The sequence below is a fragment of the Kutzneria viridogrisea DSM 43870 genome (assembly GCF_000525635.1).
GTDB classification, from domain to species: Bacteria; Actinomycetota; Actinomycetes; order Mycobacteriales; family Pseudonocardiaceae; genus Kutzneria; species Kutzneria viridogrisea.
Window position 1 is genome coordinate 5,898,819 of the sequence record NZ_CP007155.1, and the last position, 21,322, is coordinate 5,920,140.

Annotated in this window: 25 protein-coding genes and 1 pseudogene; 13 read left to right on the forward strand and 13 right to left on the reverse strand. The window is 69.1% G+C overall.

Annotated features, from left to right (window positions below; all coding sequences use genetic code 11):
• The first annotated feature begins 60 nt into the window (after nucleotides 1–60).
• Nucleotides 61–384: a transposase gene (locus tag KALB_RS26180; RefSeq protein ID WP_025358659.1), complete on the forward strand. Its 324-nt coding sequence runs from the start codon at nucleotides 61–63 to the stop codon at nucleotides 382–384.
• Nucleotides 384–1,298: an IS3 family transposase gene (locus KALB_RS26185; protein WP_025358660.1), complete on the forward strand. Its 915-nt coding sequence runs from the start codon at nucleotides 384–386 to the stop codon at nucleotides 1,296–1,298. Before KALB_RS26180 ends, KALB_RS26185 begins: the two co-directional genes overlap by 1 nt.
• Nucleotides 1,299–1,346: 48 nt before the next feature.
• Here the strand turns inward: KALB_RS26185 and KALB_RS26190 are convergent, their stop codons facing one another.
• The gene (locus KALB_RS26190; RefSeq protein WP_025353822.1) at nucleotides 1,347–2,387 is read right to left on the reverse strand and encodes an IS630 family transposase; all 1,041 of its coding nucleotides are present in this window, start codon (nucleotides 2,385–2,387) and stop codon (nucleotides 1,347–1,349) included.
• Nucleotides 2,388–2,521: 134 nt separating this feature from the next.
• Here KALB_RS26190 and KALB_RS49920 point away from each other — a divergent pair.
• From KALB_RS49920 to KALB_RS26225, 10 genes and pseudogenes are all read left to right on the forward strand, one after another.
• A pseudogene (locus KALB_RS49920) lies at nucleotides 2,522–2,677 on the forward strand (helix-turn-helix domain-containing protein); the annotation flags it as partial.
• A gap of 186 nt (nucleotides 2,678–2,863) precedes the next feature.
• The gene (locus tag KALB_RS26195; RefSeq protein WP_236650018.1) at nucleotides 2,864–3,961 is read left to right on the forward strand and encodes an XRE family transcriptional regulator; all 1,098 of its coding nucleotides are present in this window, start codon (nucleotides 2,864–2,866) and stop codon (nucleotides 3,959–3,961) included.
• A gap of 272 nt (nucleotides 3,962–4,233) precedes the next feature.
• Nucleotides 4,234–4,386, forward strand: coding sequence for a hypothetical protein (locus tag KALB_RS48305; RefSeq protein ID WP_169743536.1), 153 nt, complete (start codon nucleotides 4,234–4,236; stop codon nucleotides 4,384–4,386).
• Nucleotides 4,387–4,476: 90 nt separating this feature from the next.
• Nucleotides 4,477–5,688, forward strand: a complete 1,212-nt coding sequence (locus tag KALB_RS26200; protein WP_025358662.1) for a JmjC domain-containing protein — start codon at nucleotides 4,477–4,479, stop codon at nucleotides 5,686–5,688.
• Nucleotides 5,625–6,506, forward strand: coding sequence for an aldo/keto reductase (locus KALB_RS26205; protein WP_063750721.1), 882 nt, complete (start codon nucleotides 5,625–5,627; stop codon nucleotides 6,504–6,506). The genes KALB_RS26200 and KALB_RS26205 overlap by 64 nt, the downstream gene beginning before the upstream one ends.
• 62 nt (nucleotides 6,507–6,568) lie before the next feature.
• Nucleotides 6,569–7,414 carry a hypothetical protein gene (locus KALB_RS26210; protein WP_025358664.1) on the forward strand — a complete coding sequence of 282 codons (846 nt, stop codon included), beginning with the start codon at nucleotides 6,569–6,571 and terminating at the stop codon, nucleotides 7,412–7,414.
• A 95-nt stretch (nucleotides 7,415–7,509) separates the two neighbouring features.
• Complete coding sequence (locus KALB_RS49925; protein ID WP_268872217.1) at nucleotides 7,510–7,632, forward strand: hypothetical protein; 123 nt, start codon at nucleotides 7,510–7,512, stop codon at nucleotides 7,630–7,632.
• Between the two features lie 204 nt (nucleotides 7,633–7,836).
• A complete protein-coding gene (locus KALB_RS26215) occupies nucleotides 7,837–8,487 on the forward strand; it encodes an NUDIX hydrolase (RefSeq protein ID WP_025358665.1) in 651 nt (216 codons plus the stop codon).
• A 147-nt stretch (nucleotides 8,488–8,634) separates the two neighbouring features.
• Nucleotides 8,635–9,000, forward strand: a complete 366-nt coding sequence (locus KALB_RS26220) for a hypothetical protein (RefSeq protein ID WP_025358666.1) — start codon at nucleotides 8,635–8,637, stop codon at nucleotides 8,998–9,000.
• A complete protein-coding gene (locus KALB_RS26225) occupies nucleotides 8,985–9,389 on the forward strand; it encodes a hypothetical protein (RefSeq protein WP_025358667.1) in 405 nt (134 codons plus the stop codon). The genes KALB_RS26220 and KALB_RS26225 overlap by 16 nt, the downstream gene beginning before the upstream one ends.
• A gap of 452 nt (nucleotides 9,390–9,841) precedes the next feature.
• Here KALB_RS26225 and KALB_RS26230 read toward each other — a convergent pair whose 3' ends face one another.
• Together KALB_RS26230 and KALB_RS26235 are read right to left on the reverse strand one after the other, a co-directional pair.
• Complete coding sequence (locus KALB_RS26230; protein WP_025358668.1) at nucleotides 9,842–10,753, reverse strand: IS3 family transposase; 912 nt, start codon at nucleotides 10,751–10,753, stop codon at nucleotides 9,842–9,844.
• Nucleotides 10,750–11,070 (reverse strand): transposase, encoded by a 321-nt coding sequence (locus KALB_RS26235; protein WP_025358669.1) that lies wholly within the window; start codon nucleotides 11,068–11,070, stop codon nucleotides 10,750–10,752. The genes KALB_RS26230 and KALB_RS26235 overlap by 4 nt, the downstream gene beginning before the upstream one ends.
• A gap of 164 nt (nucleotides 11,071–11,234) precedes the next feature.
• Between KALB_RS26235 and KALB_RS48645 the strand changes: the two genes are divergently transcribed.
• A complete protein-coding gene (locus tag KALB_RS48645; RefSeq protein WP_236650020.1) occupies nucleotides 11,235–12,056 on the forward strand; it encodes an integrase core domain-containing protein in 822 nt (273 codons plus the stop codon).
• Between the two features lie 27 nt (nucleotides 12,057–12,083).
• Here KALB_RS48645 and KALB_RS47765 read toward each other — a convergent pair whose 3' ends face one another.
• The 10 genes from KALB_RS47765 to KALB_RS26285 all read right to left on the reverse strand — a co-directional run bounded on the left by KALB_RS47765 (nucleotide 12,084) and on the right by KALB_RS26285 (nucleotide 21,318).
• On the reverse strand, nucleotides 12,084–12,254 hold the full coding sequence (locus tag KALB_RS47765) for a hypothetical protein (protein WP_158510817.1): 171 nt from the start codon (nucleotides 12,252–12,254) through the stop codon (nucleotides 12,084–12,086).
• A gap of 175 nt (nucleotides 12,255–12,429) precedes the next feature.
• The gene (locus KALB_RS26245) at nucleotides 12,430–13,473 is read right to left on the reverse strand and encodes an IS630 family transposase (RefSeq protein WP_025357638.1); all 1,044 of its coding nucleotides are present in this window, start codon (nucleotides 13,471–13,473) and stop codon (nucleotides 12,430–12,432) included.
• A gap of 36 nt (nucleotides 13,474–13,509) precedes the next feature.
• The gene (locus tag KALB_RS26250; protein WP_025358670.1) at nucleotides 13,510–14,388 is read right to left on the reverse strand and encodes a PrsW family intramembrane metalloprotease; all 879 of its coding nucleotides are present in this window, start codon (nucleotides 14,386–14,388) and stop codon (nucleotides 13,510–13,512) included.
• Nucleotides 14,389–14,656: 268 nt separating this feature from the next.
• Nucleotides 14,657–15,109, reverse strand: coding sequence for a DUF1931 family protein (locus KALB_RS26255; RefSeq protein WP_025358671.1), 453 nt, complete (start codon nucleotides 15,107–15,109; stop codon nucleotides 14,657–14,659).
• Nucleotides 15,109–16,788 carry an FAD-dependent oxidoreductase gene (locus KALB_RS26260; protein WP_025358672.1) on the reverse strand — a complete coding sequence of 560 codons (1,680 nt, stop codon included), beginning with the start codon at nucleotides 16,786–16,788 and terminating at the stop codon, nucleotides 15,109–15,111. The genes KALB_RS26255 and KALB_RS26260 overlap by 1 nt, the downstream gene beginning before the upstream one ends.
• Nucleotides 16,785–17,048 (reverse strand): UBP-type zinc finger domain-containing protein, encoded by a 264-nt coding sequence (locus KALB_RS26265; RefSeq protein ID WP_025358673.1) that lies wholly within the window; start codon nucleotides 17,046–17,048, stop codon nucleotides 16,785–16,787. The genes KALB_RS26260 and KALB_RS26265 overlap by 4 nt, the downstream gene beginning before the upstream one ends.
• Nucleotides 17,049–17,121: 73 nt before the next feature.
• The gene (locus KALB_RS26270) at nucleotides 17,122–17,565 is read right to left on the reverse strand and encodes a thioredoxin family protein (protein ID WP_025358674.1); all 444 of its coding nucleotides are present in this window, start codon (nucleotides 17,563–17,565) and stop codon (nucleotides 17,122–17,124) included.
• A complete protein-coding gene (gene clpB, locus KALB_RS26275; RefSeq protein WP_025358675.1) occupies nucleotides 17,562–20,177 on the reverse strand; it encodes an ATP-dependent chaperone ClpB in 2,616 nt (871 codons plus the stop codon). Before clpB ends, KALB_RS26270 begins: the two co-directional genes overlap by 4 nt.
• Complete coding sequence (locus KALB_RS26280) at nucleotides 20,168–20,464, reverse strand: chaperone modulator CbpM (protein WP_025358676.1); 297 nt, start codon at nucleotides 20,462–20,464, stop codon at nucleotides 20,168–20,170. The genes clpB and KALB_RS26280 overlap by 10 nt, the downstream gene beginning before the upstream one ends.
• Nucleotides 20,464–21,318: a DnaJ C-terminal domain-containing protein gene (locus KALB_RS26285; RefSeq protein WP_025358677.1), complete on the reverse strand. Its 855-nt coding sequence runs from the start codon at nucleotides 21,316–21,318 to the stop codon at nucleotides 20,464–20,466. Before KALB_RS26285 ends, KALB_RS26280 begins: the two co-directional genes overlap by 1 nt.
• Between the last annotated feature and the right edge of the window lie 4 nt (nucleotides 21,319–21,322).

Consider the following 21,322-nt stretch of genomic DNA (forward strand, 5'->3'; position numbering starts at 1 on the left):
CACCCCGGGTAGTGGACACCGAGTTAGCAGGACCAGCCGTCCTGCTGGAAGGATGTCCCCATGCCTCCTCGCAAGCGCCGGTCGTACACGGCCGAGTACAAGGTCGAGGCTGCACATCGTGTGATCGATTCCGGCCGGACGATCTCCGAGGTCGCCCGCGAGCTGGGAATCGACGCGGGCATGCTCAGCGTCTGGGTCAAAGACGAACGGCGCCGGATCACCGCGGCCGAAGTCCATGGCGACAAGCCTTTGGAGGCGGCCGAGCGGGCCGAGCTGCTGCGCCTGCGCCGGCAGGTGTCCGAGCTGGAGAAGGACAACGCGTTCCTGTCAAAAGCCTCGGCGTACTTTGCCGCGATGCAGAAGAACCAGCACGGTTCGCTCTGATGGCGAAGTACGCCGGCCCCGACGAGTTCGCCGAGACCGCCGGCACCATCTCACCGAAGCGCACGCGGTTCTCGGTGCTGCGCATGGCACGGCTGCTGGGCGTGTCGACGTCCGGCTACTACGCGCACGTGAAACGCGCCGCGGTATCGGTGTTGACGCCACGCCAGCAGCGTCGCGCGGACCTCGAGGTGAAGATCACCCAGGCGCACCAGGACTCCGACGGCACCTACGGGTCACCGCGGATCACCGCCGAACTGCGTGACCAGGGCGAGGTGGTCACGGCGAAGACCGTCGCCAAGATCATGGCCTCGATCGGGCTGGAGGGCATCAGCCCCCGCACGTTCAAGGTCAAGACAACCGTGGTCGATCCGACGGCGTCGTTCCCACCGGATCTGGTCGGCCGCGCCTTCGACCAGGGCCGTGTGAATGCGGTGTGGTTCACCGATATCACGTACCTGACCTGTGGTGCGGGCGAGATGTTCCTGTGCGCGATCCGGGACGGGCACTCTCGGAAAGTGTTGGGCCACAGCATCTCTGACCACATCGGTGCCGAGATGGTCACCGACGCCATCGACGCCGCGGTCGCCGCACGTGGCGGCCGGTGTCGTGGCACGATTCTGCATTCGGACCGCGGCGGCGAGTTCACCGCGCACCTGACGACGCAGGCGTGCTTCCGGCACGGGCTGCGCAGGTCGATGGGCGCGACCGGAATCTGCTGGGACAACAGCCCGGCGGAGTCCTTCTGGTCGACGTTCAAACACGAGCACTACTACCGGCATGTGTACGCCACGAAGACAGAACTCGTTGCTGCGGTTGACAAGTGGATCCGTTTCTACAACAGTGTGCGACGGCACTCCGCGATCGGGATGCTCAGCCCCGACGTCTACGAGAAGTCACTGCCAGCGGCTGCGTGAACTGTGTAAGCCCCTGTCCACCGTTCGGGGTGAACCTCACGCGACCGGCTAAGCACGTGGCCAAAAGTCTTGTCCGAAACCTTCGGGTAGCCAGGGGCTGGTCCAGGGCGCGGCGGTGATCAGGTTCTGTTCGGTGCTCCGGTCGCGGAAGTAGGCGTGTGCCTGTCGGACGCGGCCGGCCATCGTGGCTGGCGCGGTGTTGGCGATGTGGTGCTTGAGGCCGGCCCAGACGCGTTCGACGGGGTTGTCCTGCGGGCTGTATTTCGCGCCCTCGATCAGTAACAGGCGCGGGTGTTCGGCCAGCCAGCGGCGAGTGATCCCGCTGTGATGGGTGCCGCCGTTGTCACAGATCACCGCGACAACAGGGGCGTCGGGGTAGGCGTCGAGTACCTGTTGCAGGAAGTAGCAGAACACCACGGAGACGTTCTTGACGGAGACGTGGTGGTGCCAGGCGCCGGTGGTGAGGTCGATCGCGCCGTGGATGGTGCGGCGGATGTTGCTGCCGGGAGTCAGGATCCGGTGACGCAGGCCGGTGGGCATCCAGCACGATCGGACCCGCGGCAGCAGGTCGAGGTGGGTTTCGTCCTCGGCCAGAACCACGGAGCCGGTGGGGAGTGCGGCGAGGCGGGCCTGGATCGTGGCGCAGGTCGTGTCGTGGTCGGGGTCGCCTTTGGCGATCAGCCGGGGACGCCGCCACCTGGCGTGTTCACGCAGTCGCCGGTAGAAGGTGCGCAGGCTCATTTCGGGGCGTCGGGCGGCGCGCCACAGTCGTGCGGTGGTCCAGGCTTTCGGGGTGTGCAGCAGGGTGTGGATGCGGTGTCCGAGCGTGGGGCTGCCCAGGCGGGGGCGTCCGCTGCGGGGTCGGTCGGGTAGCCCGTTGATGCCGTCGCGGGTGTGTCGGGTGATCCAGCGGCGCACCGTGACCGGCTCGTAGTGCAGAAGTTCCGCGATCTCGGGCGCGCTCATCCCGGACGCGGACAGCAAGACGATGACGATGCGGGTGGCGACTCGCCAGGGTCCGTGCAGCGCGGTGACCAGTTCGAGGTGCTGGGCAGGGGTCAAGTCGGCGTAGACATGCGCGGGGCGCATACTGGTGGAGGCCTCGTCGTGGTGGAGTCTGGTGTGGTAACCGAATCCAACCCGACGAGGCTCTTCACGTTCACGGCAAGGTCAACTCACGCGAGTTACAGACACAACTTCTGGCAACCTGCTTAGCACAGCAAATCCTCACGCTGCGCGAGGCCGCTGGGCTGACGCAGGTAACGCTGGCTGCCAGGATCGGCTACACCAAGCAGTACATCTCCCTCGCCGAACGCCCCCACCAGGCATTGCCCTCAGCATCGTTGATCCAGGCGATGGACCATGCACTCGAGGCCCAGGGGCGCCTCATTGCCCTGCGGGACGAGGCCGCTGCCGAGCGACACCAGCGCAGGGCCAGTGGACTGATCACCGCACCCGATACGGCCGGGGCGCCAGAGCGTGCGCACCCAGACTCCACTCCCCCTCTGGCCCCTGGGGCGTCGGTGGAGGCGCGCGTCGAGCGCAGTCAACAAGACTGGTTGCGGGTGCGGCGGGCCCCGGGCGTGCGGGGACGTGAGCTGACCGAACTGGCCGCCTGGCTCTACCCCGAGACCAGCCGCGCACCGGGGGGTCATGTCCTGACCGGCCCTGGCTGGCTCCTGGATCCACCCGTCGAGCTGGACGCGGTCACGCTCAGGTGGATCGGTGAGCAGACCCCGGCACCCTCGACTGGGTCGGTGGAGCATGTGCTCCCGCTGACAGACCGGGGCGAGCGCTACACCAGTTACAGCCGGGCGGTGCGTGACCTGGTCAGGCCTCGACTGATGGAGAACAGGCTCAGCTACCGGCTCCTGGGCCTGCACGCGCGGCAGGGTGGGTTGGAGCTGGAGTTCGGCACGATCGGGTTCTTCCAGGTGTTCGACGTCAAGCAGGCCGTCGCGCACGAGTTCAAGGCCGCGTGGCTCGCCACGGGTGGTTCCTTGCCGGACTGGAGCGCGCTGCCGTTGCGCGCCTCGATCGAGGATCCCTTCGATCCGTCGTGTCTGCTGATGTCGCCGGGGATCAGCACGCTCACGATCCGCCGCGATCGCGCTGGCGGTGACCACCGGTTCGTGCTGCACGAACGGGATGGTGGCGCGGTCGCGGATGGTGGCGGCCTGTGCCACGTGACCCCCTCCGGCGAGTTCCAGCCCTCGACGGTGGAGCTAGTGGATGTACGCAACGACTTCTCGTTGTGGCGCAACATCATGCGCGAGTTCTCCGAGGAGTTCCTCGGCAATCCCGAGCACGACGGCAGCGGGCCGGAGTCCATCGACTACGGCGAACAGGAACCCTTCCGTTCATTCGAGCGGGCACGCGCGCAGGGCCGGTTCCGAATGTGGCACTACGGGCTGGTGATTGAGCCGCTGGAACTGGGCGCGGGCCAGCTGACGGTCGCGGTGATCGACGACGAGGTGTTCGACGACTTGTTCGCCGCCCTGGTCACGGTCAATGACGAAGGCCGCCACGTGGGTGCGCACGGCCGCGCTGACATGCCGTTCACCCGTGAGGCCATCGACCGCCTCAACCCCCGCCTGTCCGCCAGTGCCCTCACCCTGCTCGAGCTGGCATGGCGGGACCGGGCTCTGCTGCTGCACGGGTGAGCACACGGCTCGCGTGAGGACCGGCAACCTCACCGGCCCGGAGCAGCCCGACACGTGCTGAGCCTGGACGCCCTCAGCATCTCCACGCATCGCGGTGGCACCTTCGCTGCCGCACGGAGTTCATCGCGGCGATCAGCTCCAGCCTCGGTGACCGTCTCGCTCGCCAGAACCTGCGAACCTGCCCCAGACCCCCTTGCCCAGTAGGCGGTACACGAGCTGCCACACTCCGACAAGACTGAGGAACTGTCATGTGATCAAGGAGGCGAACGGCAATGGGCAATGACGACGGGCTCGTTCTCGCGGTGAACACCCTGTCGCAGGTACGCGGCCGCATGGACGCGGTCCACTCCGACAGCACCATCGTCGGCGGTGGAGACGGACACCAGGACCAGGGCGGCGACGGCCTGAACATCCCCGAGGCCTGACAAGCACGACCGACACGGTGGCCGCCTCGACCAGCGAGGCGGCCACCACCACCGACAACCCCGACCTGAGGACACAACGGGAACACGACGATGGACCACCACCTGATCGCGGCGATCGAGAAGGCACTGGACTGGCACGGCCCCCACGCCCTGGGCCGAGGATTCGCCCGCGGCAGCATCACCGACCCCGCGCTCTGCCCACGCCTGCTGACCCCAGCCACAGTGCTGGACACGATCATGCGCCGCGTGCTCGGGCCACCCCAGCTCCGTTGCTTCCAAAACGGCACCGAGCTACACCCCGACCAGTACCTGACCACCCAGACCACCCGCCGGGGCCAGGCCCTGACGATGGCGAACATGGATCGCCTCGCACACCTGCTCGACGACGGCGCCACCCTCGTGCTCGACGCACTCGACACCTTCGACCCCACCATGGAAGCCGCGTGCCGCGCACTGCAGTGGTGGTCCCGGGAACTGGTCCAGGTCAACACCTACCTGACCACTAGGGCCACCGCCGGGTTCTCGCTGCACTGGGACGACCACGACGTGCTGATCCTGCAGATCGCCGGCGAGAAGACCTGGGAAGTCCGCGGCGCCTCCCGCCCGGTACCGATGTACCGCGACGCCGAACCCAACACCCAGCCGGGCAAAACCATCGTCTGGTCGGGCACCCTGACCGCGGGCGAGGTCATGCACATCCCCCGGGGCTTCTGGCACCAGGCAACCAGGACCGGCCGCGACGACAACGGCTTCAGCCTGCACGTCACCTTCGGATTCGTGCAGCGCACCGGCGTCGACTGGTTGAGCTGGGCCGCCGACCGCGCCCGGGAACTCGAACGGTTCCGCCACGACCTCGACCGGTGGGGCACCCCGCAGCAACGCCACCAGCAACAGCGCGACCTGACCACCGCGGTCGCCGACGTCCTGTCCACCTACCCGCCCGAGGCCTACCTCACCGCACGCGAGCAGGAGAGGCCACCACACCGCCACGTCGCCACCCGCGGCGTGTTCGGCCCGCCCACCGACGTGGTGTGCGTGACCGACTTCCCGCCGTGCATCACCGACCACGGCGACCGTGTCGAGGTCACCGCGGCAGGCAAGCAGCTCGTGCTCGCCGCCCGCACGCTGCCCGCGGTCCGCCTGCTGCTGTCGGGCAACCCCGTCAACCTCGCCGGGGTGCACGAGGCCACCGGCATCGATACCGCGGCGCTGGCCGCCACTCTGCTGCGGGAGGGCCTGTGCGCCGAGCTGACCGCTCCGTTGTCCTCGGGCTATACCGGTCTGATCACCAGCGCGCCCTGATCGAGCACGCCGTGCACCACGGCGTCACCGCTGTGGACACCGCCGTCAACTACCTCGGGTTCGGCTCGCACCGCACGCTGGCCGCCACCGTCGGTGACCTGCTCGACCAGGTGGAGGTGTCCACGAAGGTCGGGTTCTTCCCCACCGGCCACCGCCCCTGCCACAGCCTGGACCCCGTACGGCTGCGTGAGGCCATCGAACAGTCGGTGGACGAACTCGGTGTGCGACCGGCCGTGGTGTTCCTGCACAGCCCCGAACGCACCCTGGACACCCTCGCGGCCGCACCGGCACGCGAGGCCCTGGAGACCGCCTGCGCCACGATGGCCGCCGCCGTCGACAACGGCCTGTGCCGGGCCTGGGGCATCGCCAGCTGGAACCCGCGCCCCGTGCTCGCCGCTCTGGCCCACGGCTACGCCGGGCCCCGACCGGATGCGGCCATGGTGCGCACCGGCCTGACCCTGGACGCCGCCATGCTCACCGCGACCGAGGACCTGCTGCGCCACCTGAACATCGACGCGCCGCGGTGCTGGGGAATGAGCCCGTTCGCCGGGACCACCGAGCACCCGGTCTGGTCGCAGGCCCCCCTCGACGCGTTCCTGCTCCCCGGCCAGCAGCACACGGCACCGCAGGCGGGCTACCGGATCGCGTTCGAGCTGCCCCGCTGCGCCCGGATCACCGTCGGCACCACCAGCACCCGCCACCTGGACCAACTGCTCGACGCCACACACCTGCGCCTGCGTGCCGACGCCATCACCGGTTACCGCCACCTCATCGGCGCCCCCACGGGCAACCTGGCCCTGCCACCCCCGGGGCACTGACCGTCCGGCATCGTGAACACCGCGAACCCGTTCCCATCCCCCGAACCTCCAAGGAGAAGCCTGTGTCCGCGCACCCGGCGAGCCCAGCCCGAACCCAGTGGATCGACCTGCGCACCGAGCCCCACCATGACGTCCTCGACCACGTCGACACCACCCTGGGCCTGACCACCGACCGGGCCGCGGTGATACACGGCAACTACGGGGTCACCGAGGGCATGCCCACCAGCTCGGGCACCTGGGTACGGATCCAGCGCCGTCCCCGACACCGGCTGTCCGAGCAGTCCTGGATCGGCGCGGAAGCCGCCTCCACCCTGACCGGCGTGTCCCGGCCGGACTGGTACCGATCCGTGGTGTGGACCGACACCGACCGCGACGTCGTGTGGCGCGCCGACGAACTCGAACTCGTCTCCTCACCAGTCATCGGGGACACGACCACCGCCACCCGCCTGCCCGACTCCTGGTGGACCGGCCTGCACACCAACCTCGACGCCCTCGCCCGCAACTCCACCACCCGAGTCGGGATGCGGCAGGAACACCTGACCCGCCGGGTCAACGAGGTCTTCCCCGGCGTGGACACCAGCATCGAGCAGTGGCGCACCGCGCACGCCGACCTGCACTGGGCCAACCTGACCCGTGACGGGCACCTGCTCGACTGGGAGGACTGGGGAGCTGCCCCTCGCGGTTTGGATGCCGCCTACCTGTGGGGCGCCTCCCTGCCCGTCCCCGATCTCGCCGACCGCGTGCTGCGTGAGTTCACCCACGACCTCGCCACCCGCGAGGGCAGGCTCGCCCGACTCCTGTTGTGCGCCAACATCATCCGCATCGCCACCAAGCAGGACGCCACTACTCCCCTTCTCCAACCAGCCAAGCACGCAGCGCACGAACTACTCACCGAGCTGACAGGCTGACGCAGGCCACTGGGAAGCGGTGCATTCCCTGGCCGCGTCTCTAAACCACGTGTCATGCGCTCTACCAGTGAGTGATCCTCGTCAAGTAGGACACGATGGACTCGACGGCTATCAACTCGCCCCACGTGCTGCACACCCGCGTGGCCGGCACGATCCAGGCCACCGGTCGCGCCCGAATCCTCGCCGTGGACTACGCGCTGCGCACCTTGCCGGTCTGATTAGCCAGAGCCTGCCCGAGTGGGCCGTCACCGAGGACCGTGCACACGGCTACGGCAACGCCACCCCATTACTTCCCCTGCGCGACACCCTGTCCACACAGAGCAGGGTCGGGGTCGCCTCCAGCGACGACGTCCTGCGCGGAGGCGACCACCTGGCCGCCATGCGCGGACTCGCCGAGCACGGAACGGACACGGAGAAGCCTCATGCCCCTGATCGACACCTTCACCGACAGCTACGAGCACGTCGGCGTCGAGGACAAGAAGACCGCCCACCGCAACGGCTCGTGGCACCGCACCTTCTCCGCCCTCGCGGTCAACCCCCTCGACTGGACCGTGCTGTTGCAGAAGAAGGCCCCGGGCCGCTACTCCTTCGACCGGCCCGACTACGCCGACATCACCGTCGGCGGCCACTACCACGCCGGCGAGACCATCCCCGACGGCATCCGCGAAGCCCGCGAAGAACTCGGCCTTCCGCTTAACTACAGCGACCTGCACCCGATCGGCCTGCGCCAGACCGCCATCACCCTCGCACCCGACTACATCGAACGCGAGTTCCAGCACTGGCACCTGATCCCACTGGCCATCGACCTGGACGAGATTCCCCTCGACGACGCCGAAGTCGCCGGGCTGGTCGAGATCGGCATCGACGACGCGATCACCCTCGCCGCTGGCGACACCACCACCATCCCGGCCCGCTACGCCACCCGGACCCCCACCGGACTGACCCACAGCGAAGGATCCCTGGCCGCCACCGACCTGATCCCCAACTACCTCACGCTCGACCAGCTCTACCTGCGCCTGTTCATCGCCGCACGCCGCTACTGCGCAGGCGAACGCACCCACCTGTTCTGGTGACGTGGGCCCTACCCGAGCGGGCCGCGCCGGGCACCCGCCCCCGGCCCGCCCCCTACCAGCGCCGACTCGCGCCCATCCCAGACAGTGAAGGCGACCCCCGTGACCAGTACTCGATTGAGCCGAACACGAGGATGGATCCTGGCCGTCGTGGCCGTGACCGCGTTGGCCGCCACGGCCATGGCGGTGATCACCGACATCCGGGCGCTGCACGCCGACACCGACTTCCTCAGCCCCCAAGGCCCCAGCTGCACGACGATCCGCGCCACCACCTGCCTCCCGTGTGAGCTGTCCACCCAAGCCACCGCCTGGGCGGTCACGGCACTGGTACTCACCTGCGCCACCGTGGCGCTGGCCTGGCCGCGCCGCCGCATCCGCGCCGCGATCGCTCTGCTGGTGGCCCCCGTGCTGCTGCTCGGGCCGCTCACGGTCACCGCGACCGCGACCACCGCCACCAATCTGTCCGCCTACACCACGCAGATCACCGACCTGGGGGCCCGATGCCAGCACCGGTAGACACCCAGCCCGCGCTGCGCCACCCGACGACCTGGCCCGCATCGCGACTGCTCGCCGCGGCACTCGTCGGCGACGCCATCACGATCGGCCTGGTCCAGGCAGCCATGCCCGCCTACAACCAGTGGGTACACCAGATCGCCACCAACTGCGCCCGCTGGGCGTTCGCGACCGTGCCGACCGGGGTCTACCTCGCCTACTGGATCGCCCTGCTGGTCGCCGGCGGGACGGCGTGGTTGACCTGGCTCGCCCTCACCACCCCCGGCCACCGCGCCGTCCGGATCTGCGCGGTCGTCCAGGCGGTCCTCATCCTCCTGCTGCTCAGCCAAGTCGCGCTGCTGGCCCACGACCTGCACACGGGGTCACTGCCGCTGTACAAGCACTGCAACTAACCCGTGAGGAGGAGGGGCGACGCGGCGAAGCGGCGAAGCGGCGAAGCGGCGAAGCAACGGGGAAGGTTCTGACCTTGGCCATGCGGCTGGCCAGCGCCGCCGAGTCGGGGGGCTTCCTCGGGGCACTGGCCAGCAGTCAGGGAACGTGAGTTCTCGCAATGTCCGCACAGGTGACGAGAACTCGGCAGGGAGGCAGTGAGTCAAGATCGTTTATGCGCTATGGTTCCTTGTAGCCTCGCAGGTGGAAGTGATCACGGTCGACGAGAATGACCGAGGGCCGCGTGATGCTGCACTCGCTGAGCTGCCGACGACGAGGGACCAGGGACCCAAACGTGGTGTCGGTGTCCAGGGGCGTCGATGCCCTCCCTGCTAACTCGGCTTGCCGCCTCTCGATTTCGTGAGCAGCATGCCGCCACTTCCTTTGTCAATCCCCTCGAATCGTGGAGACGGTGTTATGCCACATCGGCCCTGACCTGCTCCGCTGAGGCACCCCGTGCTTGCGCTATCTGATGCTCGAACGGGATCGGGGCCAATCCGTCGTTGGCGCTGTGTCGGCGGGTGGTGTTGTAGAAGTCCGCAATCCAGGTTGCGACCTTGATCCGCGCCTCGACGCGGGTGGCGAAGTGCTGCCGGTGCACGAACTCGACCTTCAGCGTGCTGTTGAACGCCTCGGCAGCGGCGTTGTCCAGCGCCGACCCGACCCGGCCCATCGACTGCACCACGCCCAGCGCCTGACAGGCCGCCGCGGTCCTGGCCGCGGTGTATTCCGACCCGCGGTCGGTATGAAAGATCACCCCGCCCACCTGGCCGCCCCGGGTGGTAGCGGCCATTTGCAGCGACGCCACCACCACAGCCGCATCATGGTGATCGGACATGGCGTACCCCAACATCCGACGGGAGAACAGGTCCTCGGTCGTCGCGAGGTAGAACGGTCCCTCGTCGGTGTCGATCTGTGTGACGTCCCCGCACCACAGCACATTCGGCGCCACGGTGGTGAAATTCCGCCGCACCAGGTCCCGGACGACTGGCCGTCTGCCCTGCCGGGTCAGCGATCGCCGCCGTTTCGGCGGCCGCCCGGCCAGGCCGAGTTCGGCCATCCGTGCCGCCACGGTGTTCTCCGACACCGTCCAGCCGGCCTCCCGTAGATCTCGGGTGATCCGGGGGCTGCCATACGTGCCTCCAGAGGTGGTGAGCAACCTCCCGATCTGCTCATCCAACCGCGCCCGCCGCTGCTCCCGGGCGGTCGGCGCGCGGTTGATCCACTTGTAGAACCAGGACTGCGAGACCCCCAGTGCCCGGCAGGCGATCGCGTGCGGGATACCGAAAGCAGTCCTCTGGGACGCGATGAACTCCGCCACGATCACTGGTTCATCGCATCCTTGACCCACAGGACCACCGAGCGCTTGAGGACATCACGCTCCATCTCCAACTCGGCACGGTCTTTCGTCCACCGCGCCCGCTCGGCCCGCAGCCGGGCCAGCTCCTCGCGCTCGTCCTCGTTGAGCGGGCCGCTGCGCGTGTCCTCGTCGTTGCGCCGGTCCGCGTTCACCCAGTTGTGCAGCGTGTGAGCGCTGATCCCCAGATCTCGTGCGACCTGAGCGACCGGCTTGCCGGTCTCGGCCACGATCCGTACCGCACCAGCGCGGAACTCTGGATCGAACCGGCGTCTTGTGTTTCCCACGACCTGATCATCTCTCTTGGTTCAGGTCTCCACGATACGAGGGGAAGCACAACACCCCAGCGGACCGACTGTGGCTGACCGCACTGTCCCGACTACTGCCACGCCGTCGCTGGAGGGAGATCTTTTCCGTCACGCCCGCGACCCTGCTGGCCTGGCATCGGCGGTTGATCGCCAGGAAATGGGACTACAGCGACCGGCGCCGCCCAGGGCGTCCACCGACCGCGGCAGCGATCAAGAACCTCGTCATCCGCATGGCGACCGAGAACCCGCAGTGGGGACACCGGCGCGTCCAGGGAGAACTGGTTCGTCTCGGGCACCGCATCGCCGCCTCGACAGTCTGGCAGATCCTCACCACCGCAGGCGTCGACCCAGCACCTCGCCGGTCGGGTCCCACCTGGAAGCAGTTCCTTGCCACGCAGGCCAAGGGCATCATGGCGGCGGACTTCGTCCATGTCGACACCGTTTTCCTGAAACGGATCTACGCGTTGATCGTCGTCGAGCACGGCTCCCGCCGCGCGCATCTGGTCGGAGTCACCGCCCACCGGACCGGCGCATGGACTGTGCAAGCGGCACGCAACTTGGTGATGGACCTCGGTGAGCATGTCGACTCGATCAAGTTTCTGTTGCGAGATCGGGACACGCGATTCACCGCCATGTTCGACGCCGTGTTCGCCGCCGAGGGCATCAGGATCCTCGCCAGCCCACCACAAGCGCCTCGCGCGAACGCGATTTGTGAGCGAATGATCGGAAGTCTCCGCCGCGAGCTGCTCGATCGGCTGCTGATCGTCAACGAGCGACATCTACGCCGCGTCCTCGCCGCATACTTGCGGCACTTCAACACCTCACGGCCACACCGGAGTCTCCAGCAGCTTGCGCCGGTACAAGTCGAAACGCGGCCCCCGAAACCGATCGACCTCGCCAACTACCGCGTCCGGCGTCGGCCCGTCCTTGACGGGTTGACAAGCGAGTACGAGATCGTCGCGTGACCGACCCGGTCGTCGCGGACCGGCAGGTCAGGGCCAGAATCGAGTAACCGAGCCCCACACGACCGCGCGGTCGCTCATGGCGTTGGTGGCTGAGATCGGCTCGCCAAGGCCGAGGTCGCTGATCGTGCACAGGCTGACCCCGTCAACATCGAGCATCTGGACACAGGCGCGGCAGACATGGTCCAGCGCGATCGGCACGTCGTCGAGGCGGGCGACCTTCCCGATCGCCGCAGCAACCGCGGCCTATCGATCTTCGACCACACCGCTGACCGTAACCACCGCACACGCCGTTGTACGTCCGCTATGCGCCGGCTCCTGTCCACTTTCCGCATGGCGACCCACTCGTGCTATTGAGCCGAAACTGTTTGGTTGCCTACATGATCGCGTAGCGGACGTGGCGTGCCTGGAAGTAGCCACGGACGAGGTGTGGCTGGCGCTGGCGGCGGTGCAGGAAGCGGCGCGTGTCCCGGGCGAGCCGCTCCACAGTGCGAGCACGACCGGCAGGCATGTTGCGTTTGAGGTCGGCGTTGAGCAGCTCGTCGGGGTTCAACTCGGGGCTGTAGCCGGGCATCAGGTGCAACTCGATCCGGTCGGTGTTGGCTTCCAGCCAGGTACGCACCACCCTGCTGCGGTGGACCGGGTGCCGGTCGGCGATCACGTACACCTTCCGCCCGGCCTGCCGGGCCAGCCGGGCCAGGAACGCGGTGAACACCGGCGCGGTGAACCGGCCGGTGAACACGGTGAACCACAACGCACCCCGGGACGCGACTGCGGACATGACGTTGACCCGCAGCCGTTTCCCGGTCACCCGCACCACCGGCGTGTGTCCCTTGGGCGCCCACGACCGCCCCGGCGGGGCCGCATCCGAGCGCAACCCGCACTGGTCAACCCAGGCCACCACCGCGCCCTCGGCCTTGGCTCGCGACGCGATCGCCGGATACTCGGTGTCCAGCCAGGCCCGCACCGCGGCCGGTTGCTGCTCGTAGGCGCGCCGGGCCGGGCGCTGCGGGGTGAACCCGTGACGACGCAACCACAGCCCCACGCCCTGCTCGGTCATCACCACCCCGGTGACCAACCGGATCAACTCGACCACCGCCGCCCGGGTCCACAACGGGCCACCGATCAGCAACTCCTCGGGCGTGTAGTCGGCCATCGCCATGAATAGCGTGCCCCGCTCGGCGGCAGTGATCAGCTCGGCCGGTCCAGGGCGGCGCACCCGCCGCACCGCCAGCGCCTCACGGCCACCATCCCGATACGCCCGCCACCACGCGCCCACCGACCGCTCGGCCACCCTGAACACCTCGGCCGCCTGCCGATAGCCGGTGACGGTGCCGGACTCCAACGCGGCCACTACCCGCAACCGCAGCACCTCCCGCTCAGCGGGCGACAGACGACGCGCGTCCTCGACCTCGATCACAAGTGAGCAACATACAGGCAAACGATCACTTTCGACTCAATACCTGCGGGCCCGCCTGACCATGGCCGCCAGCCAGAGGACGCCGACCACGCCGACCACCGCGTAGCCGAGCCAGGTCAATTCGGTGTACACCCGCACCTGGGACGCTGTCGGCTCCGCCAACCAGCCGCGGGACAGGTCGAACTCCCAGTGCGGGCCGCCGGTCAGCAGCAGCGTGAGGGTCAACGCGATACCGGACATCGAGTCCCACACCGCGTGCAGCAGCGACACACCCAGGTACGCCACCAGCAACCGGACCGTGAACCTGATCCGACCATTGTGGACGGTGGCGAACAGAACGCCGCCGAGGATCGCGGTCCACAGTCCGTGTCCGACCGGCGCGAGTACGCCGCGCAGCAGTTCGGTGGTCACCACGTCCGACAGGGACAGCCCCTGCGGTGTGAACAGCGCCGTCAGCGCGTAGCCGGCGGTTTCGAACGCCGCGAAACCGAAACCGACCGCGCCGCCGAGGATCATCCCGTCCCGGGTCGACCGCACGACGAGTCTCCTGGTCAGCACGGCGAGCGCGACCAGCTTGACGGCTTCCTCGATCAGACCGACCCCGAGGTACAGCCAGGACGACGGGTGCAGCAGATACGCCTCCAGCACCGAGGCACCCAGCACACCCAACACCCCGCCGACCAGGAACGTGCCGAACACCAACTCCGCGGTGATCTCGCCGGAGTCGCGGCGCTCGAACGCCCACGCAACGAACGTGACCGGCAGCAGGAAGCTGCCCACCAGCACCAGCGTCGGCAGCAGGTTGGGGTTGCCGGTCAGGTAGGTGACGACCGCCGACAGCAGCCACAGCGTCAGCCCGACCCCGAAGATCCGGGGCCACTGCCGGCGGACCGGCCGGACATGCGTGGCGGTCATGTCCGCCGCCACCACACGCCGCGGCCGGGTGCCCCGATGTCGGCAAACGACCGGTGACGGTCCGCCGCCGCGTGCGGGACCGGCGGTACGAGCCCCGCCGACTCGAGGTTCCATTGTGTGCCAATACCTTCGTCTCCACCCTTCGCATCAGGTCGAGCAGGGCATCGGGCGCCGGCCCGGCGTGGGACAGATCGACGATGAGCTCTCGGACGTCCGCGCCCCGGCCCCGGCGGTGCCGAACCACCGGCCGGCCGTGGCCACCGCGGGTCTACAGCAGCAGGTCGAACAGCGCGAACACCTGTTCCCACTCGGCGGTGCCCGGGTTCTTCACGGACGGGGCGACGAGCGGGAACGCGCGCGCCAGAGCCACGCTGAGCCCGCCGGCGATGGCCGGCAGCCGGTCTCTCGCGTCGGTGCCGATGGTCAGGTGCAACGGCGGTGGTAGCGCGATCACCTGCGCCAGCATCGGCGCCACGTCCAGTTCCTCGTCCAGCTTGCGGAACTCGCGCACGCATTCCTGGAGGCCCTTGGTGATCGGCAGGTCGGCCGGCTCGATCACGTCCCGGCCGTTCGCCTTCGCGGTCACGCCGGCCGCCACGAACAGGTCGTGCACGTTCCGGTCCAGGAAGTCCTGGTACCGCTTGAGGTCGCTCTTGTCCATGTGCAGTCCCGCGGCCGCGCGGAAGAACCGTTCGAAGCGGGTCACGCTGAAAACCGGCATCAGTCCTCCTCGAAGAGATGGTCGTGCACCATCCGCACCGCGGTCGCGCCCTCGCCTATCGCGGCGGACACCCGCTTGACCGACCCGCGGCGCACGTCGCCGACGGCGAACACGCCGGGCCGACTCGTCTCCAGTGCGAGCGGGCGCCGCGACACATGCCGCCACCCGTCGTCGTCCCGATGGCCGTCCGCGTCCGGGCCGGTGAGCACGAATCCGTCCCGGTCGAGGGCGACCGCGCCGGCCAGCCAGCGGGTGTGCGGGCGGGCGCCGATGAACACGAACAACACCTGGGAGGACACGACGTGCCGTTCGCCCGTGGTGGTGTTCTCCACGACGAGCCCCCGCAGGTCCTCGTCCCCCACCACGTCTCGCACCTCGCTGTGCGTCAACACCGCGATCCGTGGATGGTGGGTCACCTGGTCGACAAGGTAACGGGACATGTTGTCCCCCAGGTCGCCACCGCGTACCAGGAGGTGCACCTGGGCCGACTCGCGAGCCAGGAACACCGCGGCCTGCCCGGCCGAGTTGCCGCCGCCGACGATGGAGACCGGCGCGGTGCGGCAGGCCCGAGCCTCGTGCGCGGTCGCCGCGTAGTACACGCAGGTCCCTTCGTACCGCTCAATGCCCGGCACCGGCAGTCGCCGGTAGCGCACGCCGGTGGCGATCACCACCGCGCGAGCGGCGAGTTCCGTGCCGTCGTCGAGGCCGACGAGGTGATGGCCGCCGCACGTTCGGAGGTCCAGCGCCTCCGCGGGCACCGTGATCCGTCCGCCGAACTTGTCCGCCTGGATGGTGGACCGCTCCGCCAAGTCGGCCCCGGAGATCCCCGACGGGAAGCCGAGGTAGTTGTCGATCCTGGAGGTGGTGCCGGCCTGTCCGCCGGTGGCGGTGCTGTCCACCGAGGTGAGCGTCAGCCCGTCCGACGCGCCGTAGACGATCGTGGCCAGTCCCGCCGGACCGGCGCCGATCACGAGCAGGTCGGACAGGTCGGGCCGCGGCTGCGGTCGGCGCAGTCCCATCCTCCTGGCCAGTTCCACATTGCTGGGGTTGCGCAGCAGGTCCGCGCCGTCCAGGACGACCACCGGGGTCTCGTCCGGCGGCACACCGAACCGGGTGAGCAACGTCTCCGCCTGGGCATCCTTCTCCACGTCCAGATACCGGTGCGGCAGCCGGTTGCGGGCGGCGAACTCCAGCAGTCGCCGCGTGTCCGGCGAGAAACACGAGCCGATGATCCGCAGGCCTGCGCCGTGCCCGATCAGCAGCGACCGTCGGATCAGGTAGGCGCGGAGGATCTCCTCGCCGAGCGCCGCATCGCCGAGCAACACCGGCCGCAGCGAGTCCAGCGGCACGGCGAGAACCTCGCCCGGCTGCGCGACGACCGCGCTGACGAAGGCCGGTTGTCCTTCCAGCAGACCGACTTCGCCGAGGAAGCGGCGGGGGCCGTGCACCTGCACGATGCGCTGCCGTGCGCCGACGCCCTCGACGACGGCGACCATTCCGGCCAACACCACGTAGAAGTCGGTTGCCTGCGCGCCCTGCTCGTACAGCCGGTCGCCGACCCTCGTCGGCCGCACGGAGCCGAGTCGGGCCAGGGTCTTGATCTGCTCGTCGGTCAGTCGGGGGAAGGCGCCGTCCGGGTCCGGCGTCTCCAGCAGCGGCTGCCCCACGCGGGCGGTCACGCGAAGGCCTGGTCGACGTAGCACCATCGCCAGTTCTCACCCGGTTCGTACGACTCGACGATCGGATCGCCGACCGCGTGCGCGTGCCGGCTGGCGTGCCGCATCGGCGATGAGTCGCAGCAGCCGACGTGCCCGCACCTCGGGCACAGCCGCAGGTGCGGCCAACTGGATCCGCCCACCAGGCACTCCTCGCAGCCCTGAGGGGTGCGAGGCAGCACGTTCCGCACATACATCAGATGCGGATCCACGGTCGCGGTCATCACCACTCCTTCGCTCCGCGTTCGTCGACGTCTGTTAGCTGCGACGGCGACCAGTGCCACATCTGGTTCCTGGTCATGTCCTGGCCTCCTCGCTGCGGTTCGCGAGCACGCGGTCCAACCAGGACCGCAGCTCCGGCACGGGCGCGGCGCCGGCGTGCCGTGCGGCGACCTGACCTTCCTTGAGCACCAGCAGGGTCGGCACGGCGAGCACGCTGAACCGTTTGGACAGCACCGGCGCCCGATCGATGTCGACCTTGACGAGTTTCAGCTCGCCGGCCTTCTCCTGCGCCAGCCGCACCAGGGCGGGGCTGATCCTGAGGCACGGCCCGCACCACGTCGCCCACAGATCGACGAGCACGGGAAGCGTCGCTCGCTCGGCGATCTCCGCGAAGTCGTTGTCACCGGCGTCCACGATCCACGGCAGCGGCTCGTGGCAGTTGCCGCACCTCGGCCGGCCGGCTGCCGCCGGCGGCAGCCGGTTGCGGTGTCCACAGTGGCCACACACGACCGTAGTCATGCCGCCACCCCCGCCGCCCCGAGGCGCACGACGAGTTCACCATCCTGCGCGTCGACCGTCACCGCCTGCCCGTCGACGAGCTCGCCACGCAGCAGCGCTCGGCCGATCCTGGTCTCGACCTCGTGGGAGATGAATCGTCGTAGCGGGCGTGCCCCGTAGACCGGGTCGAAGCCGCGGCCGGCGATCAGCTTGCGGGCCGCCTCCGTCAGCTCGATGAACACGCCCTGCTCGGCGAGCCGGTCCCGCAGTTGCCCGAACTGGAGTTCCACGATGCGTTCGATCTCCGGCCGCCCCAGCGGCGTGAACAGGACGATGTCGTCGACCCGGTTGAGGAACTCCGGCCGGAAGTGCCGGCGCAGTTCGGCGAACACCACGTCGCGGGCGTCCGGCTTGATCTCGCCGGTCGCGGTGACGCCGTCCAGCAGATGCTGCGAGCCGATGTTGGAGGTCATGATCACCACAGAGTTGCGGAAGTCGACGGTGTGGCCCTGCGCGTCGGTGATCCGGCCGTCGTCGAGGACCTGCAACAGCGTGTTGAACACGTCCGGGTGCGCCTTCTCGATCTCGTCGAACAGCACCACCGAGTACGGCTTTCGGCGCACCGCCTCGGTGAGCTGGCCGCCCTCGGCGTAGCCGACGTAGCCGGGCGGCGCGCCGAGCAGCCGGCTGACCGTGTGCCGTTCCTGGTACTCGCTCATGTCGAGGCGGACCATGTTCTCCTCGCTGTCGAACAGCGCCGCGGCCAGCGTCTTGGCCAGCTCGGTCTTGCCGACGCCGGTGGGGCCGAGGAAGACGAACGAGCCGATCGGCTTGCGCGGATCGCGGATGCCTGACCTGGCCCGGATGATCGCGTCGGCGACCAGCCGCACCGCCTCGTCCTGGCCGATCACCCGCTCGTGCAGGATCTCGTCCAGGCGCAGCAACTTCGCGCGCTCGCCCTCGCGGAGTCGGGCGACCGGAATGCCGGTCCAGGAGGCGACGATCTCGGCGATCTCGTCCTCGGTGACGACCTCGCGCAGCAGCCGTGCGCCGCCCTGCTTGGCGGCCAACTGCTCCTCCTCGCTGGTCAGGCGGCGTTCCAGCTCGCGGATCTGGCCGTAGCGGAGCTCCGCGGCGCGGTTGAGGTCGTAGGTGCGCTCGGCCTCCTCGGCATCGTGCCGCAGCCGTTCCAGCTCCGAGCGCAGCTGCTGCACCCGGCGGATGGCCTGCCGTTCCGCGCTCCACTGGGCGGTTTTGGCGTCCGCCTCCGCGCGCAGGTCGGCCAGTTCGCGGCGCAGGTCGGCGAGCCGGGTCCGGCTGGCCGGATCGTCCTCCTTGGCCAGTGCGGCCTCCTCGATCTCCAGCCGAGTCACCCGCCGGGTCAGCTCGTCCAGCTCGGCCGGCATGGAGTCGATCTCGGTGCGCAGCCGTGCGCACGCCTCGTCGACCAGGTCGATCGCCTTGTCCGGGAGGAACCGGTCGGTGATGTACCGGTGCGACAGGGTGGCCGCCGCGACCAGTGCGGAGTCCTGGATCTTGACGCCGTGGAACACCTCGAACCGCTCGCGCAGCCCGCGCAGGATGGAGACGGTGTCCTCGACCGTCGGCTCGTCCACTAGCACCGGCTGGAATCGGCGCTCCAGCGCGGCGTCCGGCTCGACGTGCTTGCGGTATTCGTCCACCGTGGTCGCGCCGATCATGTGCAGCTCGCCTCGGGCCAGCATCGGTTTGAGCATGTTGCCGGCGTCCATCGCGCCCTCGGTCGCGCCGGCGCCGACCACGGTGTGCACCTCGTCGACGAACAGCAGGATCCGACCGTCGGCGGCCTTCACCTCGGCCAGCACGGCCTTGAACCGCTCCTCGAACTCCCCGCGGTACTTGGCGCCGGCCAGCAGGGCTCCCATGTCCAGCGAGAAGATCGTGCGGTCGCGCAGGCCCTCCGGCACGTCGCCGCGCACGATCCGCTGCGCCAGGCCCTCCACGATGGCGGTCTTGCCCACGCCAGGGTCGCCGATCAACACCGGGTTGTTCTTGGACTTGCGGGAGAGGATCTGGACCACCCGCCGGATCTCCGCGTCCCGGCCGATCACCGGGTCGAGCTTGCCGGCCCGTGCGTCGGCGACCAGGTCGCGGCCGTACCTGTCCAACGCCTCGTACGCGCCCTCCGGGGTGGCGGAGGTGACCCGCTGGTTGCCCCGGATCTCGGTGAGCGCAGTCAGGAACCGTTCCCTGGTCAGTCCCGCCTCGGTGAGCAGCCGACCGGACGGGCCGTTGTCGAGCAGTGCCAGCAGCAGGTGTTCGACGGAGACGTAGGAATCCTTGAGGCGCTTGGCTTCCCGCTCCGCCGATTCCATCAGCGCGGCGAGCCGGCGGGTCAGGTACACCTGCCCGGGAGCCGCGCCCGGTCCGGTCACCTTCGGCCGGCGGCCCAGTTCCTCCTGCACCGCCGCGCGCAACCGGGACACGTCGACGCCGGCCCGTTCCAGTAGCCGGGGAGCCAGGCCGTCGGGTTGGTCGAGCAGGGCGAACAGCAGGTGCTCGTCGTCGGTCTCGGTGTGCCCCTGCCGGGTCGCGACGGCCTGCGCGTCCCGCAGCGCCTCCTGCGACTTCTGGGTCAGTTCGCTCATGTCCATCGCTGTTGGCTCCTGACTTGGGCTTCCAGCACCCTGATCCGGTCGAGCAGGTCGAGCACCAGCCCGATCGCCGCGTAGTTCAGCGCCAGACCGCTGCGCAGCCGCTGCACGCGGGCCAGCACCGGCACCGTCGCCGGTGGGAACCACAGCCGCCCCGTCCGGTCGGTCGTGCTCTCCACCAGGCCCAACGTGGCGTAGCGGCGGACCAGATCTGGATGCAGCCCGCTGCGCGCGGCCACCGTCTCGGCGCTGAGCAGCACCGGCCGGACGAGTTGGTATGCGGCCATCAGGCCCTCCTTGGGGTGAACTCGGACACAGCGGCCAGTTCTTCGAAGAGTTCGCGTTCACGCCGGGTGAGGTGCTTGGGCACCATCACCCGCACCTCGGCGTACAGGTCGCCGGCTGCGCCCCGTGGATTCGGCATGCCCTCGCCGCGCAGTCGAAGCCGCCGGCCGCTGGACGATCCGGCGGTCACGCGGACCTTCACCTCACCGCCGGGCGTGGTCACCGACACCGTCGTGCCGAGCGCGGCCTCCCACGGCGTCACCGGCAGCGTGAGGTGAATGTCCCTGCCGGACAACCGATAGCGCCGATGCGGTCGGATCCGCACGACCAGGTACAAGTCCCCAGCCGGTGCGCCGCCCGCGCCGCGCCCGCCCTGTCCGGCGAGCCGAATCCGTTGCCCGTCAACGACTCCGGGCGGCACCATGACGTCGTACCGTCGGTCGGTGTTGGGCAGCGTCAACCGCCGGTGCCCGCCGCGGTACGCCTCCTCGACCGACAGCTCGAGCACCGCTTCCTGGTCGGCGCCGGGAACCCGGCCGCGGCCACGGAACAACCCGCTCAGCAGGTCCTCGATGTCGATGCCCGGGAAGCCCTGCGCCGCCGAGGTTCTGCGGGGCCGACCGGCGTCCTCGGCAATTCGGCGGAAGTCCCCGCCGAACCGGTCGTACCGGCCGCGCTGCTCCGGATCGGACAGCACCTGGTACGCCTCGCTGACCTCCTTGAAGCGCTCCTCGGCTCCCGGATCAGAGTTCACGTCCGGGTGGTACCGGCGGGCCAGTCTCCGGTATGCCCGCTGGAGGTCGTCGGCAGACGCGTCGCGGGCAATGCCGAGCGTGTCATAGAAGTCGGTCGCCACGGAC

Coding starts and splice junctions, on each gene's coding strand:
- KALB_RS26280 (WP_025358676.1), bottom strand. CDS start 20,464: ATGGCCGCATACCAACTCGTCCGGCCGGTGCTGCTCAGCGCCGAGACG.
- KALB_RS26265 (WP_025358673.1), bottom strand. CDS start 17,048: ATGACCGCGACCGTGGATCCGCATCTGATGTATGTGCGGAACGTGCTG.
- KALB_RS26180 (WP_025358659.1), top strand. CDS start 61: ATGCCTCCTCGCAAGCGCCGGTCGTACACGGCCGAGTACAAGGTCGAG.
- KALB_RS26270 (WP_025358674.1), bottom strand. CDS start 17,565: ATGACTACGGTCGTGTGTGGCCACTGTGGACACCGCAACCGGCTGCCG.
- KALB_RS26200 (WP_025358662.1), top strand. CDS start 4,477: ATGGACCACCACCTGATCGCGGCGATCGAGAAGGCACTGGACTGGCAC.
- KALB_RS49925 (WP_268872217.1), top strand. CDS start 7,510: ATGGACTCGACGGCTATCAACTCGCCCCACGTGCTGCACACCCGCGTG.
- KALB_RS26225 (WP_025358667.1), top strand. CDS start 8,985: ATGCCAGCACCGGTAGACACCCAGCCCGCGCTGCGCCACCCGACGACC.
- KALB_RS26215 (WP_025358665.1), top strand. CDS start 7,837: ATGCCCCTGATCGACACCTTCACCGACAGCTACGAGCACGTCGGCGTC.
- clpB (WP_025358675.1), bottom strand. CDS start 20,177: ATGGACATGAGCGAACTGACCCAGAAGTCGCAGGAGGCGCTGCGGGAC.
- KALB_RS48305 (WP_169743536.1), top strand. CDS start 4,234: ATGGGCAATGACGACGGGCTCGTTCTCGCGGTGAACACCCTGTCGCAG.
- KALB_RS26255 (WP_025358671.1), bottom strand. CDS start 15,109: ATGCCGGTTTTCAGCGTGACCCGCTTCGAACGGTTCTTCCGCGCGGCC.
- KALB_RS26190 (WP_025353822.1), bottom strand. CDS start 2,387: ATGCGCCCCGCGCATGTCTACGCCGACTTGACCCCTGCCCAGCACCTC.
- KALB_RS26250 (WP_025358670.1), bottom strand. CDS start 14,388: ATGACCGCCACGCATGTCCGGCCGGTCCGCCGGCAGTGGCCCCGGATC.
- KALB_RS26185 (WP_025358660.1), top strand. CDS start 384: ATGGCGAAGTACGCCGGCCCCGACGAGTTCGCCGAGACCGCCGGCACC.